At 62.5% G+C, this 15263-nt stretch carries 14 protein-coding genes; 9 read left to right on the forward strand and 5 right to left on the reverse strand.

Features of this window, described 5'->3' with window-relative positions; genetic code table 11:
* Positions 1-14 precede the first annotated feature (14 nt).
* Entirely contained in the window at positions 15-269 is a 255-nt protein-coding gene (locus JY96_RS23615) for a hypothetical protein (protein WP_035038154.1), read from the forward strand.
* On the opposite strand, the gene JY96_RS24005 is transcribed toward JY96_RS23615, so the two are convergent.
* On the reverse strand, positions 241-1080 hold the full coding sequence (locus JY96_RS24005) for an alpha/beta hydrolase (protein WP_035038156.1): 840 nt from the start codon (positions 1078-1080) through the stop codon (positions 241-243). The two genes, JY96_RS23615 and JY96_RS24005, sit on opposite strands and share 29 nt — an antisense overlap.
* Positions 1081-1169: 89 nt before the next feature.
* The gene (locus tag JY96_RS24010; protein ID WP_035038158.1) at positions 1170-1946 is read right to left on the reverse strand and encodes a hypothetical protein; all 777 of its coding nucleotides are present in this window, start codon (positions 1944-1946) and stop codon (positions 1170-1172) included.
* Positions 1947-2757: 811 nt separating this feature from the next.
* Here JY96_RS24010 and JY96_RS13500 point away from each other — a divergent pair.
* The 3 genes from JY96_RS13500 to JY96_RS13510 all read left to right on the forward strand — a co-directional run bounded on the left by JY96_RS13500 (position 2758) and on the right by JY96_RS13510 (position 5102).
* Entirely contained in the window at positions 2758-3522 is a 765-nt protein-coding gene (locus JY96_RS13500; protein WP_035038163.1) for a fused MFS/spermidine synthase, read from the forward strand.
* Positions 3523-3573: 51 nt separating this feature from the next.
* Positions 3574-3774, forward strand: coding sequence for a ribbon-helix-helix protein, CopG family (locus tag JY96_RS13505; protein WP_035038165.1), 201 nt, complete (start codon positions 3574-3576; stop codon positions 3772-3774).
* A gap of 281 nt (positions 3775-4055) precedes the next feature.
* On the forward strand, positions 4056-5102 hold the full coding sequence (locus JY96_RS13510) for a putative solute-binding protein (protein ID WP_052162496.1): 1047 nt from the start codon (positions 4056-4058) through the stop codon (positions 5100-5102).
* Positions 5103-5193: 91 nt separating this feature from the next.
* Here JY96_RS13510 and JY96_RS13515 read toward each other — a convergent pair whose 3' ends face one another.
* Complete coding sequence (locus JY96_RS13515) at positions 5194-5892, reverse strand: TetR/AcrR family transcriptional regulator (RefSeq protein ID WP_035038168.1); 699 nt, start codon at positions 5890-5892, stop codon at positions 5194-5196.
* Between the two features lie 236 nt (positions 5893-6128).
* Here JY96_RS13515 and JY96_RS13520 point away from each other — a divergent pair, with 236 nt between their 5' ends.
* The 3 genes from JY96_RS13520 (at position 6129) to JY96_RS22325 (ending at position 8782) form a co-directional block, all read left to right on the forward strand.
* On the forward strand, positions 6129-6971 hold the full coding sequence (locus JY96_RS13520; RefSeq protein WP_035038170.1) for an SDR family oxidoreductase: 843 nt from the start codon (positions 6129-6131) through the stop codon (positions 6969-6971).
* 34 nt (positions 6972-7005) lie between these two features.
* Positions 7006-7995 carry an alpha/beta hydrolase gene (locus JY96_RS13525; RefSeq protein WP_052162497.1) on the forward strand — a complete coding sequence of 330 codons (990 nt, stop codon included), beginning with the start codon at positions 7006-7008 and terminating at the stop codon, positions 7993-7995.
* A gap of 112 nt (positions 7996-8107) precedes the next feature.
* A complete protein-coding gene (locus JY96_RS22325) occupies positions 8108-8782 on the forward strand; it encodes a TetR/AcrR family transcriptional regulator (protein ID WP_052162498.1) in 675 nt (224 codons plus the stop codon).
* A 268-nt stretch (positions 8783-9050) separates the two neighbouring features.
* Here JY96_RS22325 and JY96_RS13535 read toward each other — a convergent pair whose 3' ends face one another.
* Together JY96_RS13535 and JY96_RS13540 are read right to left on the reverse strand one after the other, a co-directional pair.
* Positions 9051-9791 (reverse strand): TetR/AcrR family transcriptional regulator, encoded by a 741-nt coding sequence (locus tag JY96_RS13535; protein ID WP_035038172.1) that lies wholly within the window; start codon positions 9789-9791, stop codon positions 9051-9053.
* A gap of 421 nt (positions 9792-10212) precedes the next feature.
* Positions 10213-12033, reverse strand: coding sequence for an acyl-CoA dehydrogenase C-terminal domain-containing protein (locus tag JY96_RS13540; protein ID WP_035038175.1), 1821 nt, complete (start codon positions 12031-12033; stop codon positions 10213-10215).
* Positions 12034-12538: 505 nt separating this feature from the next.
* On the opposite strand from JY96_RS13540, the gene JY96_RS13545 reads away from it, so the two are divergent.
* The gene (locus tag JY96_RS13545; protein WP_035038177.1) at positions 12539-14353 is read left to right on the forward strand and encodes a lipase family protein; all 1815 of its coding nucleotides are present in this window, start codon (positions 12539-12541) and stop codon (positions 14351-14353) included.
* 215 nt (positions 14354-14568) lie between these two features.
* Positions 14569-15249, forward strand: a complete 681-nt coding sequence (locus JY96_RS13550) for a hypothetical protein (protein ID WP_035038180.1) — start codon at positions 14569-14571, stop codon at positions 15247-15249.
* Positions 15250-15263: the final 14 nt, after the last annotated feature.

The raw sequence follows: 15263 nt of genomic DNA on the forward strand, positions 1-15263 counted from the left end.
ATTGCGCCGCCTGGTTGCGTGTGCCTGAAGGGGGCGCCATCGGCATCGACCACCACGGTTGGGTCAGCCGCGATGGGGCATGGGATTCGGATGCTGGCTTGAGCCGGGCTACCCATGTGCCACTCACGATCGCCAAGGCGATCAATGCACCCATCCAGACGCGTTTTTGCAGTGCCACGGCAGTTGCCTTGTCCTTCCTTGAGCTGGAAAAGACCGGTGCCTTGACACCGGTCGTCGGCGTCAGAACGGGCCTGTCGAGGTCAGGCTGACTTCGGCTGGATCCTGTGCATTCAGGAACTGGCTGTAGCGCATGTCGCCGTCAGCAAAGCGCTTCATCCAGGAGATGTTGGTATAGCTGCTTGGCTCGGATGCCGTGGTCGGAAAGAAATGGTCCAGACCCTTGATGACGGCCAGCATCTTGGTCACGGTGGATGGGATGGCGTTGTAGTACCTCTGGGCATATTGGGAGACCGGGGCTGTTTGATCGCCCGTGGCACCAATGATGCAAGTTGGGATCTTGATGGACTTGAACTTCGTGGCGCTGAAATCCCAGGGGGCAAACGCCACGGTCGCCTTGAGGTCAGGTGCAGCCGCGGCTGCTTCAAGCGCGCCGCCGCCCCCCATCGACCAGCCTCCAACTGCTTGCCGGGAGGCGTCGACCTTGCCGGCCACCGGGCCTGTTTGAGCGGTCGTGACGGCCTTCAAGACGGCCAGCAGTTGCGAGGCGCGGCTGGCCGCAAAGTCCAGCAGGGTGTTGGTCGAGATGGTCACGACCACGAAGCCGTGCGTGGCCAGGCGTTGCCCCATCTTCTGCATGGAGCTTTGGGCCGCCCCGAATCCAGGGGAAATGGCCATGACAGCGTATTTGCCGGCGGCGGTGGGGACGTAAATCGTGCCGACACGAAAACCACTGCCCGTGATTTGTTGTGTTGTGACGGCATAAGGCCCGTCTTTCTGAATATCGGCCAGGGTGGGGGAAGGGCCATTTTCAATGGCCTGTGCGGGTGTCGCAAGCATCGCCGCGATGCTGAGGGTTGCGACGTTGATCGCAAAATTGATCGAACGCATGTCTTTCTCCATAATGGGGGCATTCAAGCGGGCTCTCGTGATGGCCCGCGAGAGAGGCGCGAAGTATTTGTTGCCTCTTTTTGCTGTTCGTCTGCAGGCTATTAAGGCCTGGCGCTGTCTCGCTTGTAAAGGCTGACGGTATAGGCCGCCAATAATCCCAGAACCATTAATTTGAGCGCAGAGGGTTCGGGAATGGGGGCGGCCGCTTTGCTGACATTCCATGTGGAAGTCATCACGCCAAAATCCGTACCCTTTGTGAGGTTGGCGGCCAGGCTTCCCAGCCCCAGTGCCTTGGTGATGTAATCCATGGCGGTACTGGTCAAGTACAAGCCGGACAATCTGGTGGAGAAAGATCCTGCCCCGGTTATGAGCGTCGATCCGGTGACGTAGTTGACGGTAAAAAAGGCCATTTGGTTGACGGTGCCCAGGTCCCCCGCAACATTGCCGACCCCATGCACATTCGCATACAGCGTCTTGGTCGCGGAGTTGTAGGACATGTCCGTCACATCCAATGTGCCGCCAGTCATCAATCCATTCTTGACGGCCACTTGGCGCCCGCCCCCGGCGCCTTGCACCTGCAGAATGGCCCCGCTTGCATTGTCGAACGTGCCATTGGTAATGGCCGCTGTTGATGTCCCCAGGAATGAGTCATAGGTGGCCGGCGCAATGGCGCTGTTGACAATGCCAGCAATATTATCGTTTCCGATCTTGGCGCCAGAATATGCCAGGACAGCCGAGCCACTCATGGCGTAATAGTTGCCGTTCAATGAAAACGTTTCATTTGCATTGACGGTGATCGGTGCCGCTTGTGCGGAAGCGATGGTCATGATCGCAAAAGCGATCGGGTAAAGTATTCTGGCCTTGCGAATTTTACTCATGGCATTGCACTCCTATGTCAGTATGAGTTTCAGTTGGTTTGACGGTGAGGTTGTCACGGATGCTTGGGGCGGCCCAAAGTGGCAAGATGAAAAATGCCCTGCTGATGGCAGCTTATCTTCTGCCACCTGTTCACCATGCTCATGGTTGCCCCTTCGCAAGTTGGTGGCGCCAAATAGACCATTTCAGGCTGCTTGGTAATAAATTCTTTAACCGCATCAACACACGCTGCAAAGCATGCGGTATAGGCGGTTTCGTGAAATGCGGGGTATTACCACCTTCCCCCTGTACGGGTGGCGTCACCGCGTCAAGATTGCGGGGAGATAACAAATTGGCGCTCACAGCCAAAAAGGCAGCGCTGCCGGGTGCGGCCTCTCCCGGAGCCTGTTTGATATGGGTATATTGCGGCGCGAGTGAGGTTGGCGGTCTGCGCGCGATGAATATGGTGTCGCGGTTTCGCCGAATTCGTCCAGATTGATTTGATAACAGAACTGAAATGAATTTGTCAGCAAAGGGCTTGTGCGCGCGGCAAGCCCTGCTCATCGCGCTGGGCCTGATGCGCGATGAAGCGCACTTCGAATTGGCGCGGCGCCAATCCTTCTGGATGCGGGGCTCAACCGGCCCGTTTTGCCTGGGGCCGCGCGCCTACTTCAAGTTCGCCTTCGGTGTGGCCCTGACCCAGGCTGGCTGGCGGGGACGTGGTTCATCTGCTCGATCGAGCGCTGGCCGTGGGCGTTTATTCAGCGATCACATTGCATGTTAATGTGATGATAATTAAAAGCGCATAAACACTGCTGCCCAAGCTGACCCCGGATGCCCGACACCCTTGACCCCGACGAGTTCGTCAAACCCTTTGTTTCCGAGACCTTGGGCTCCAAGTCCTTGTACTTTTCGATCTCGGCCATTCAAAGCAGCATGAACCTGATGCAGCCCGATGCCCTGGTGCTTGAGTACACCCGGACGATGATGGGCTTCCTGCTGTTCAACCCCAGGCCCGACCACATCGCCATGATTGGTCTGGGCGGGGGCTCCATGGCCAAGTTCTGCCACCGCTACCTGCCTCGCACCCGCCTCGTGGTGGTGGAGATCAACCCCCACGTGGTGGCCCTGCGCGATGCCTTCCTGATCCCCCCGGACGACAAGCGCTTCACGGTGCTGCAAGGTGACGGTGCGCTGTTCGTGCGCCGCCCGCCCAAGCAGTACGACGTGCTGCTGGTGGACGGTTTCGAGCTCCGTGGCATCCCGGCCAGGCTGTGTTCGCAGCGCTTTTACGAGCACTGCTACGAGGCCCTGCAACCCGGTGGCATCCTCGTGGTCAACCTGCACTACAGGCATCCGCAATTCGACACCTATGTGGCGCGCATCCAGGCGGCCTTCAAGGGTGAGGTGCGGATGGTGGTTGAACCTGAGGCGGACAACGCCACCGTGTTTGCCTGCAAGGGGCATTTGCAGGCGGTGCATGAGGCTTCGCCGGGCAAGCATGGCGCGTCGCTGCGCCCGGCCGGCTTGCCCGATGCGGCCTGGAGCCAGCTGGAAGCCGCCTTTACCCACATCGCACAAAGCCCACGCTGCGCATGAACGCGAGCGGGCTGCCTCCTACAATGTTTTGACTGACCCCTGCGCGCCATCATGGAATCCAAAACTGCTCGCCTCACGCTCCTGATCGACCCTGACAAGAAGGCCGCGTTCGAGGCCCTGTGCGCCAGCCAGGACCTCACGCCCTCGCAGGTGGTGCGCCAGATGATCCGGGACTACCTGGCCGCGCACCAGGTGACGTATGCGAGCCAGCAAGCCACGCCGGGCCGCAAGCCGGTATCGGCCCGCAAGTGAGCGGTTGATGTGCCGAATGTCGCTTTGCCGGTATCAAACACGGTGGCGCCCGTCACTTGTGTAACCGAGTGGTTCGACTGGCGCGCGCAGCCTGGCCCTGGGAAGGCGCCTTGATCGCCCGATGAGCACGTGGCCTGCACCGTGCGGGCCGCGCTGCAAGCGAATGTAAGTCGTTACATCGACGCTGGTGCGGCCCCTAGCATCCGCCGGCGTCGACCTGAACAAGGCCTGACGTGATCACTGCGGCCGTGCGGCCGTCCCCTCACACAGGAGAGAACGAAATGAAATTCCAAGCCAAGGCTGTCAAGCACGTTGGCGCCGCGCTGGCGCTGACCGCAGTTGCCGTTTCTGCGCAGGCCGCCAACACGATGTGCGTGTTCGACATCATCGGCGCCAGCGGCGATGCCTTCAACATGGCCAAGGACTATGCCGTGGCCATGCAGAAGAACGGCGTGACGGTCGAGCTCAAGGCGTACAACAACGAGGCCATGGCGGTCAACGAGTTCCGCGCCGGCAAGTGCGATGCGCTGATGGCCACGGCCTTCCGCACACGTGAGTTCAACGCGGTGGCCGGTGCCATTGACTCCCTGGGCGCCACCACCGTGGTGCGTGATGGCAAGGTGGACCTGCCCGCCAGCTACGACGTGGTGCGCAAGGTCATCCAGACTTTTTCTTCGCCGCAGGCTGCCAAGCTGATGGTCGAGGGCAACTACGAAGTAGGCGGCATCGTGCCTTTCGGTGCGGCCTACCCGATGGTCAACAACCGGGCGATCGACTCGGTCGAGGCGCTGGCCGGCAAGCGGATCGCCGCGCTGGAGTATGACAAGGCCCAGGCCCTGATGGTGGAGCGCGTGGGTGGCAAGCCCGTGGCCGTGGACATCAACAACCTGTCGGCCAAGTTCAATGGCGGCGAGGTGGACATGATTGCCGCGCCCACGCTGGCCTACAAGCCTCTGGAGCTCAACAAGGGCATTGGCGCCAAGGGCGGCATCGCGCGCTTCCCGCTGCTGATCCTGACCTACCAGGTGGTGCTCAACCAGTCCAAGTTCCCCGCTGGTTTTGGCGAGAAGTCGCGTGAGCACTGGGTGGGCGAGTTCGATCGCGCCATGAAGCTGGTGCAAAACGCCGATGCCAGCATCCCCGCCGCGACATGGATGGATGTGTCGCCCGACCACGTCAAGAAGTACACCAACATCCTGCGTGAGTCGCGCATCGCGATCACCGGCCAGGGCGTCTACAACAAGCAGGGCCTGAAGGTGATCAAGAAGGTGCGTTGTGCTGCCAACCCGGCTGAAGCCGATTGCAGCTCGCCTTCCGAAGAAGGTTGAGGCATGACCCGAGCTGACGTTTTGTCAGCTTGATGCAGACACGGGGCGGCTGGGGCTGCCCCGTGGCGCTTTGGGGTGTGCGTAAAGGGGCTCAGTCCTTGAGCTCGGCTTCCAGCGTGCGCGCGTAGCCGATGCAGGCCTTGAACAGGGTCAGCGTGTTGGTCAGCACGTCTTCGAGTGGGGCCTTGCAGCGGTCGGCCACCCATTGCGTGGCGATGCGCGTGTTGGCGCCCACGAGGCCATTGGCCAGTATCTTGAAGTTGAGTTTGCCCTGGGCGTCCAGCTTGGGGAACATCTGGTGCATGAAGCCGGCAATCAGCTGGGCAAAGTCCTGCGAGGCCTTGTCGGCCAGGATGTTCATGCCTTCGCCCACATTGAGCGCGTCGATCAGGGCCACGCGGGCGCGGTGCGGGTCCTGGCGGATGAACTCCAGGAAGTTGCGCAAGGCCGCCTCGGCCAGCTTCTCGGGGTCGGGCTGGCAACTGGCCAGCGACATGATGGTGGTCTGCATCAGCTCGCGGTTCACCGAGGTGTACACGGCCTTGAACAGCGCTTCCATGCCATCGAAGTTCTCGTAGAAATAGCGCGAGGTCAACTGGGCCTGCTTGCACACGTCCCGCACGGTCGAGTTGTGATAACCCTGCTCGCCGAACACGGCCAGGCCCGCCTCGATCAGTTTGGCCTTGCGCTGGCGCTGGCGTTCTTCGGGGTCGATGCCGCCATAACGCCGCCCGGTAGTCCCCGGAGTGGAGGGTGTTTCAGGGTTAACCCTGTTTCTGGAAACGGGCATTGTCAAATACTATTTCTGAAATTGACCATTGTCAAAATATCGGGTTTGATCCGGCAATGGTTCAGCTAACTTGCGCTGCGCAAGGCGGCATCTTGCCCCACGTTCGTGACAACGCCAATGTGGGGAATGCCTGCCTTGATCAACTACCTTCACTTGAGTGGGGCAAACGGGCCACGGGGCCGCTTTTCCGACTCGATGATGGGCCCTGACCACGACAGAACGGACCGAGCAGAGACATGAAGAACTTCAAGAACAAGGTGGCGGCCATCACGGGCGCCGCGTCGGGCATGGGCCGCACCCTGGCCCTGGAGCTGGCGCGCCGAGGCTGCCATCTGGCGCTGAGTGATGTCAACGAGGTCGGCCTGGCTGAAACCGCCCAGATGGCCGGCAAGCTGGGCGTCAAGGTCACCACCGCCAAGGTGAACGTGGCCGACCGCGAGGCGGTGACCGCCTGGGCCGATCAGGCCGCGGCCGACCATGGCAAGGTCAACCTGGTGTTCAACAACGCCGGCGTGGCGCTGGGCGCCTTCCTGGACACCGTGAGCCCCAAAGATTTCGAGTGGATCATGGGCATCAACTTCTGGGGCGTGGTGTGGGGCACGCAGGCCTTCCTGCCGCACCTGAAGAAGGCCGGCGAGGGCCACATCATCAACACCTCCAGCCTGTTCGGCCTGCTGTCGCTGCCCACGCAAGGCACGTACAACGCCAGCAAGTTCGCGGTACGCGGTTTCACCGAAGCCCTGCGCCAGGAGCTGGACATCGAGAACTGCGGCGTGAGCGCCACCTGCGTGCACCCGGGCGGCATCCGCACCAACATCGCCCGTGATGCCAAGATGGACCACAGCATCACCGCCAAGACCGGCGGCAGCGCCCAAGCCGCCAAGGAGCGTTTCGACAAGCTGCTCAACACGACCAGCGCCGAGAGCGCCGCGCTGCAGATCCTGCGCGCCGTGGAAGGCAACAAGCGCCGTGTGGTCGTGGGCCCGGACGCCAAGTTCCTGGACCTGCTGGTGCGTTTCTGCGGCTCCTGGTACCAGCCCCTGACCACCTTCTTCGCCAAAAAGGGCATGCTGGGCTGATGGCCCGGGCATGACGCTTCACAGGAGTCCCTCCATGTCGGCTGCACAAATCGATCCCGTCGCCCAACAGGCCCAGGCTCACCCGGTCATTCGCCGTTACCAGCCGCCCGCCGGGCTGCAGGAGTCGGTGGTGGCGGCCATCATGCGCGTGGCCTTGCGCGTGAGCCTCAAGCCCTTCCTGGGCCCGCCCTGGCCGTTCGCGGTGCAGCGTGCCTCGCTGGCCATCGGGTCGGCGCTGATGCCGCAAGATGGCCGCGCACAGGTCAAGGCCGATCGCATCGACCACATCCCGGTGGAGCGCATCACGCCCAAGGGCCAGTCGAAGAAGCCGCGCCACGCCATCCTGTATCTCCATGGTGGCGCTTTTGTGGCGGGCAGCCCCCGCACGCACCGCAGCATCACCCGCCGCCTGTCGGCCTTGACGGGCGCGATGGTGCTGGTGCCGGATTACCGTCTGGCCCCGGAGGCACCGTTTCCGGCGCAGCTCGATGACTGTGTGGCCTGCTACCGGCAGTTGCTCAAGGAAGGCTTCGACCCCAGCCGCATCGCCATCGTGGGTGACTCGGCTGGTGGCAACTTGACCTTCATGACCGCCATCGCCGCGATGAAGGCCGGCATGCCCGGGCCGGCTTCGCTGGTGATGATGTCGCCGGCGTTCAGCCTGCACCCGCTGCCCAACTCGACCTACCAGGAGCGCGAGGCGCGCGACCCGATGATCCGCCTGGCCTGGGGCGACGATGTCGAGCGGGCCCTGAAGGTGCCGGCGGATCACCCCTTGGGCAACCCCTTGGCGCAGGACCTGTCCAGGCTGCCACCTTCGCTGATCCAGGTGGGTGACGATGAGGTGCTGTACGACAACGCCATCTGGGCGGTGGAGGCGGCCACGGCTGCGGGCCGCACATCCGAGCTGGAGATCTACCTCAAGCGCTGGCACGTGTTCCAGGCGCATGCCAGCCTGATGCCCAGCTCCGTGAAGGCGCTGGACCGCCAGGCCGACTTCATGAAGCGCCACTGGGCGGCCTGAGCGCGGCCCCTGAGCGGCCAGGCTGGCGCACATTGTTCCTGCCGGGGTGAACGGAGGGTCGCCCGACCGGGTGATCCTCTCTAAGATGCGACTGTCGTCTTCAGAGCCCTTCATGAGCCAGCAGTCTGCCCCCCTTGATGTGAACACCGCGCGCCGCTACGGTGGCGCTTCGGCGGCCGAGCGTGCGGCCCAACGGCGTGAGCGGCTGCTCGAGGCCGCGTTCGACGTCTTCGGTCGACATGGCTGGCGCCACGGCACCATGCGCCTGATCTGTGCGCAGGCTCGTTTGAATGACCGGTATTTTTACGAGCATTTTGCGACGCTCGACGAGATATTCCTGGCCGTGCACAAACAATTATCGGCCGATGTCGCGGCGCGCATCATGTTGCAAGTGGCGCAACAACCCGATGACCCCATATTGCAGACCCGGGCGGGTTTGAAAGCCTTTTTTGAATATATCAAAGAGGATGCGCGCCGCGCCCAGATTCTGCTGGTGGATGCCGTGACCACCGGTCTGACCAATCCCCATAATCTGAATGCGCGTGTCAGCCAATATGCCGGGCTGCTGCGCGAGCGCTTCAAGGCGCGCTACCCGAAACTCACGATTGCGCTGGATGTGGAATTGGTGGTGGGCGGGTTTGTCGGCATGGTGGTCCACACGGCCACCGTCTGGTTTCAACGGCAGTTCGATACCCCGGTTGATATTCTGGTGGACCATAATATCTACGCGTGGTCCGGCCTGCACCAGTGGTTGTCTTCCCAGGGGGAAGGGCCCTCGCCAGGCTGATCGGCGCCTGATCCTGTGGCCCCTGCTGGGGGCGCTGGCATCAATCTGGTGATGTGTTTCATCAGATTAACCTGAATATCTGCACATTCAAATCCTCAAGTGCGTGCGCGCAGCCCGCCCTAGGGGTTTGTTGGTGATCCTGAAGGGGTGTTTCCCGGTGTCCGTTAATCCGGGCCTGGGGTGGCCATGTGCCTGCGCGATGAGGGCGGGCCTGGGCGCGCCGAAATTCACCGCTTAATGGGCTCAATTTGCGGCCCAATCTGGTGGCTTAATCCTTGGCCAAACCCGGTGGCACGCCAAACTCGCCGGGTTTGGGGTCCGTGGCGCGGCGCCGCATGTTTTTTTCCTTGGCGTCTGAAATCATCCGCCCGATCCAGGCCTCCAGGCCCTGCCAGGCGTACAGGTTGTAGGCCAGCACCTCTTCGATGGGCTGTTTGTAGCCACCTTGCGCCCAGTTGATGCCCACCTGCAGCGTCATGCCCAGCAGGCCCCCGGTCATCATCTCGATGTTGAAGTCCTGCTGCCGCATATTGGGGTAGAGCTCTTGCGCCAGCTGGTTGACCAGGGTGGCGTACTGGCCCATGGCGGCCTGCGACTTGGCCAGCGTCTGCTGGTTGGCGCTGAACGCGTCGATCAGCAGCACCTGGGCCCGCCGCGGGTCTTCCTTCATGAACTCGTAGAACGCCCGCAGGCCGGCCCGGGCCAGTTCCATCAGGCTGCGCGGCGCGTCCTGCATGGCGCCGGTCAGGCGTGTCATCAACTGCCCCTTTTGCCACTGGTAGACCGCCTCGAAGGCGTCTTCCGTGTTGCGGAAGGACTCGTAGAAGTAGCGGTCCGTCAGGCGGGCCACCGCGCAGATGTCGCGCATCGTCGTGCGGGTGATGCCGTGCCGCGCGAAGCTCTCGAACGCGGCCTCCAGGAGCCGCTCATGGCGCTGCTGGCGCCGGTCTTCAGCTGTGGCGCCCCGGTAGACGCGGGAGCTGCTGCTGGTGGGGGTAGGGGACTTCATATGGCGGCCGTGCCGGCACTGGACGACATGACGACGGTTTGATCGAGTTGATGCAACACAGGAATGATAACGTTGCGTAACTATATTGACGGGATTGTGAATGGAAAAGGTGGATTTTCAGAATATCGCATACCCTTATTGGGGAGGTGGGGGATTCAATCAGGGTTCGAAAAATGAATAACCATATTCAAGGGAATTCGGGGGCGATGGGCTGGCAGCCTGGCATCAACCTTCTGTTTTTCTGATATTCCACTTGGCCGGGCTGATGTCGACAATTCATCGATTGTCGGTGGTCATGCCGGTTACCTTGTTTATCTGGAGAGCGGCATGAATCAAAACATGCCCAAAGAAAAAAGCCCGCCGGGCGCGAGGCCGTGGCGGGCTGGTCGTCATGCGGCCTGCAAGCCGCATCCGTGCAGGGTCAGACGAAGCTGAAGTGCTCCTTGTCCATCTGCATGAGCGAGCTGGTGGGCGACAGCATGGCCTTCTTGTGGCCATCGGCGCGTGGCAGCAGGCGGTCGAAGTAGAACTCGGCCGTTTGCAGCTTGGCCTTGTAGAAGTCGGCCGAATCCTTGCCGCCCTTGGCCAGCTTCTCGTTGGCCACCAGGGCCTGCTTGAGCCAGAAGTGGCCCATCATGGCGTAGCCCGAGTACATCAGGTAGTCGTTGCAGGCGGCGCTGACCACGTCGCGGTCCTTGGCAGCGCGCAGCATGATGCGCAGCGTCAGCATCTTCCACTGGATGGCGCGCTTGAAGGCCAGGCGGGCCATCTTGCCGATGGGGCCACCGTCCAGCAGGTGTGGCTTGGCCTGGGCGATCATCTCGTTGGTGAACTCCTTGATGCACTTGCCGCGGGTCTGCAGCAGCACCTTGCGGCCCAGCAGGTCCAGCGCCTGGATGCCGGTGGTGCCTTCATACAGCGTGGAGATGCGCGCGTCACGGGCGATCTGCTCCATGCCGTGCTCCTTGATGTAGCCGTGGCCACCGAAGACCTGCATGCCGATGTTGGCGCACTCCAGGCCCATTTCGGTGATGAAGCCCTTGAGGATGGGGGTGTAGAAGCCCAGGCGGTCGTCGAACTCTTCGTACTTGGCCTTGTTGCCCTCGGCCACACCGGCCACCATGTTGTCGGCCAGCTTGGCAGCGTGGTAGATCATGGCGCGGGCACCTTCGGCCACGGCGCGCTGGGTCAGCAGCATGCGGCGCACGTCGGCGTGCCAGATCAGGGCGTCGTTCGGGTGATCGGCGTCTTTCTTGCCAGACAGGGCGCGCATGGAGCGGCGCTCCTTGGCGTAGGGCAGGGCGCCCTGGTACGACAGCTCGGCGTGAGCCAGACCTTGCACGGCGGTGCCGATACGGGCCGTGTTCATGAAGGTGAACATGGCTTCCAGGCCCTTGTTGGGCTCGGCGATCATGTAGCCGACGGCTTCGTCGAAGTTCATGACGCAGGTGGCCGATGCACGGATACCCATCTTGTGTTCGATGGCGCCGGCTTTCACGGTGTTGCGCTCACCCAGGGAGCCGTCGGCGTTGACCAGGAACTTGGGCACGATGAACAGCGAGATGCCACGGGTGCCCTTGGGGGCGTCGGGCAGGCGGGCCAGCACGATGTGGATGATGTTCTCGGACAGGTCATGTTCGCCGGCCGAGATGAAGATCTTGGTGCCGGTGATCTTGTAGGTGCCGTCGCCCTTGGGCTCGGCCTTGGTCTTGACCTGGCCCAGGTCGGTGCCGCACTGGGGTTCGGTCAGGCACATGGTGCCGGTCCATTCGCCGGAGACCAGCGGCGGCATGTAGGTGTTCTTCTGGGCGTCAGAGCCGAACTGGAAGATGGTGTTCATGCAGCCCAGCGACAGGCCGGGGTACATGGTGAACGACCAGTTGGCCGTGCCCATCATTTCCGACTTCAGCAGGTTCAGCGACATGGGCAGCTCCTGGCCACCGTACTGCTTGGGGTGGGAGATGCCCTGCCAGCCGCCGGCCACGTACTCGGCATAGGCTTCCTTGAAGCCCTTGGGCGTGGTCACGACGCCGTCTTTGAAGGTGCAACCTTCCTGGTCACCGGACAGGTTCAGCGGGGCCAGCACTTCTTCGCAGAAGGTGGCGCAGCCTTCCAGGATGGCGTCCACCATGTCGGGGGTGGCGTCTTCGGCATTGGGCTGCTGCGCGTAGTGCGCGCTGTAGTCAAACACTTCGTTGAGCAGGAAGCGCACGTCGCGCAAAGGGGCCTTGTACTGCGGCATATGTCACCTCGGTTCGGGTCGGGCGCCAGAGTCGAGTGGCGCTGTTGGGGGTAAGGGTTGCATTTCGAACGATCGTTCTTTTCAAACGGTCGTTCGAATCAGGACGCGTTTATACCCCAGAGTCGGCCGCTTGTGGCAAGTCTTTCCGCACGATCGTGCGGGTTTTGGCATTTCAGCGGGGGCGGCCCCCTGAATCGAAGGGGCTGTTTCGCGGCAGACGCGATGGTGGCGGCCGTGCCCGAAGCGGCGCGCCCATGCCCCGTAAGACCGGCTTTTCCGGAGGGTTAGGCGGCCTCTTTTTCTGGGTTAACCCTCTCGGGGGAGAGGGGGAACCCAAGCCAGTTTGTGTGTTTTGTATCTCCCGCGATCACGGGGTTTTGGGTGGATTTCCCGTCAGTCGCGCCAAAACCCTATTCGTGTAGCCGGCCACAGTTCGAGAGACTAACGATGACAGTTAACCGATTGTTGGCGTTCGATAAATCGCCAAGTTCACATGGAGAGACACATGATCCGTACCCTGCGCAAGTCTGTTCTGAGCGTGCCCCTGGCTGCCATCGCCCTGGCGGTGTCGTCTGCTTACGCCGCCCCGGTGATCGGCCCGTCCGACGCCACCTTCTACACCAACCCGGCTTCCTTGGGCGGCGCCCATGGTGACCTGATTCAGTACCGTCCCACCACGGTCAACCTGGGCACGGGCGCTCCGGCGACCAAGGCCTTCAACGTGCTGTACCAGTCGACCGACTCGCTGGGCAAGCCCAACGCCGTGTCCGGTACCGTGCTGGTGCCGACCACCGCCTGGTCGGGCACGGGCCCCCGCCCTGTGATCCTGTACGCCGTGGGCACGCAGGGTCTGGCTCAGGACTGCGCACCTTCGCGCCAGTTCGCTGCCGGCAGCAACGAGTATGAAAACGCCAACATCAACGCCGCCCTGAAGGCCGGTTACACCGTGCTGGTGACCGACTACGCTGGCTACCTGGCGGGCACCGAGTCCACCTACCTGTCCGGCCAGTCGCAAGGCAATGCCGTGCTGGACATCTTCAAGGCCGCAACGTCCATCCCGTCGGTGGGCATCGATGCCGCCGCACCGGTTGGTATCTGGGGCTTCTCGCAAGGTGGTCAATCGGCTGCCTGGGCTGCTGAAGTGCTGCCCAACTACGCACCTGGCCTGAACGTCAAGGGTGTGGCCGCTGGCGGCATCCCCGCCGACTTCATGGCCTCTGCCCACTTCCTGGACGGCAACCTGGGCGCCGCCTTCCTGGCCTCTGGCGTGGCTGGCCTGAGCGTGCAGTACCCCAAGACCGTGGGCAACAACTTCAACCTGCTGGCCAGCGCCGACGGCAAGGCCCAGATCGCCAAGCTGAAGACCGAGTGCGTGTTCACGGCCCTGTTCGACCTGCAGAACAAGACCCTGGCCCAGTTCACGGTTGACCCCGCCAACACCACGCTGGACGACCTGCTGGGCGTGCCCGCTGTGGAAACCACCCTGCTGGCTCAGAACCTGGGCAAGCAACCGCTGACCGTGCCGATGTACCAGTACCACGGCAAGGCTGACGAGTTCATCCCCCTGGCGCAAGACATCGACCTGAAGCGCTACTACTGCGCCAACGGTGGCAAGGTCCAGTTTGACCTGTACCCCAGCGAGCACATCGTGACCCAGTTCCAGGCAGCCCCCAAGGCCCTGGCCTGGATGGCTGACCGCTTTGCTGGCAAGGCTGCACCGAGCTCTTGCTCGACCAACACCACCGGCTACCCCACGCCCACCAACACCAACACGGCGCCTGGTGGCAACTTCGTGGTGAAGCTTGACGCCTGGCCGCTGACGGCCACGGTGGGTCTGAAGACCCTGGGTCAGACCGTGTACCTGCCCGCAGCGTCCACCTTCACGGCCACGACCGACATCACCGCCAAGACCCTGAACGGGACCTTGAGCGTGCCTGACTTCAAGCAGTCGCTGAAGATCATCGGCATCGGTTCGCAGATCGGCATGAAGGTCACCCCGAACGGCGCCACCACTGGCACCGCTTCGCTGGACAACGCTGGCAAGCTGCACGTGCATGGCACGGCTTACGCCGACATCACCATCACGTCGGTGTCGGGCATCCCTGTGGGCTCGTGCAAGACGGTCACGCCCGTGGCCTTCCCGCTGAACTTCGACGGCCCTGTGTCCTCGCTGGGTAATGGTGGCCTGAACTTCTCGGGCACCACCACCTTCCCGCAAGTCAAGGGTTGCTTCATCTCGGCCATCCTGTCGGCCCTGATGTCGGGTTCGGGTCAGACCTACTCGTTCACCGTGAACCCGCCCGCACCGACCTCTTTCTGATCGTTTTTCGATCCTGAGTGGTTGATGTCCAGCCCACCCGGTTTGCCCCGGGTGGGCTGTTTTTTTTGGCGTCAGGCAAACGGCGTTTGTCGGCTTGCATTCCCGCTCGTTCCCGGGGGGCGGCGGGGCAATCTGGGGTTACTGCTCAGGAACCGGCAAGGGCCATCCGATCAAACTGAAGGGGACGTCATCGTTGCAAACAGACAGGTCTGAAAATGGCACAAGTTCATCTGGAAAACAAATCGAACACGAAGTGGGTTGTCGTGGCTGGCAGCATGGCGGTGGTGGCGGCTGCGGCGATGTGGTGGTCGCGCTCATCACCCAATCCCGAGGATGCGGGGCGTGTGACTGCGGTGGCCCCGGCGGCTTCGCAAGCCATGGCCGCGCAGGCGCCCGCCAGCAGCACGATGACCGCTGCCCAGATCGAGGCTGAAACCAAGGTCTTGCAGGAACGCCAGCAAGAGGCGGCCAGGGAGCTGGAGAACCAGCCCGGCATGAAGCCCATTGTGGGCCCGATCACGGAACGGCCGTCGTTCGTCTCGGTCATGGAGTGGCAGATGCTCAAGGGTGTGGCGCAGCAGGCCGGAGACCCGGACCGCGAGCTCACGCGCCTGGTCAATTTCCTGCGCTTCAACAAGCAGCTGGAGCTGTGGGAAGGGATGTCGCAGTCACCGGACAAGGCGCATCGCAAGGAGTTGGCCGAGCAGCTGATGGCCGAGCTGCCCACACGCATCACCAATGGCGAGATGGACCTCACCGAAGCCAAGCGCATCATGACCGGGCTGCTCAATGACGCCGAGCCCGATGCGCAGGCGCGCGCCAAGCGGGCGGCAGCCGAGACGGCGCGGCTGGCGTCGACCGCCGAGGCTGCGGCTGCGGCCTCGCAGGCCCATTGAGCCACAGCACCATC

This window comes from Aquabacterium sp. NJ1 (genome assembly GCF_000768065.1).
In the GTDB taxonomy this organism is placed as follows: Bacteria; Pseudomonadota; Gammaproteobacteria; order Burkholderiales; family Burkholderiaceae_C; genus Aquabacterium.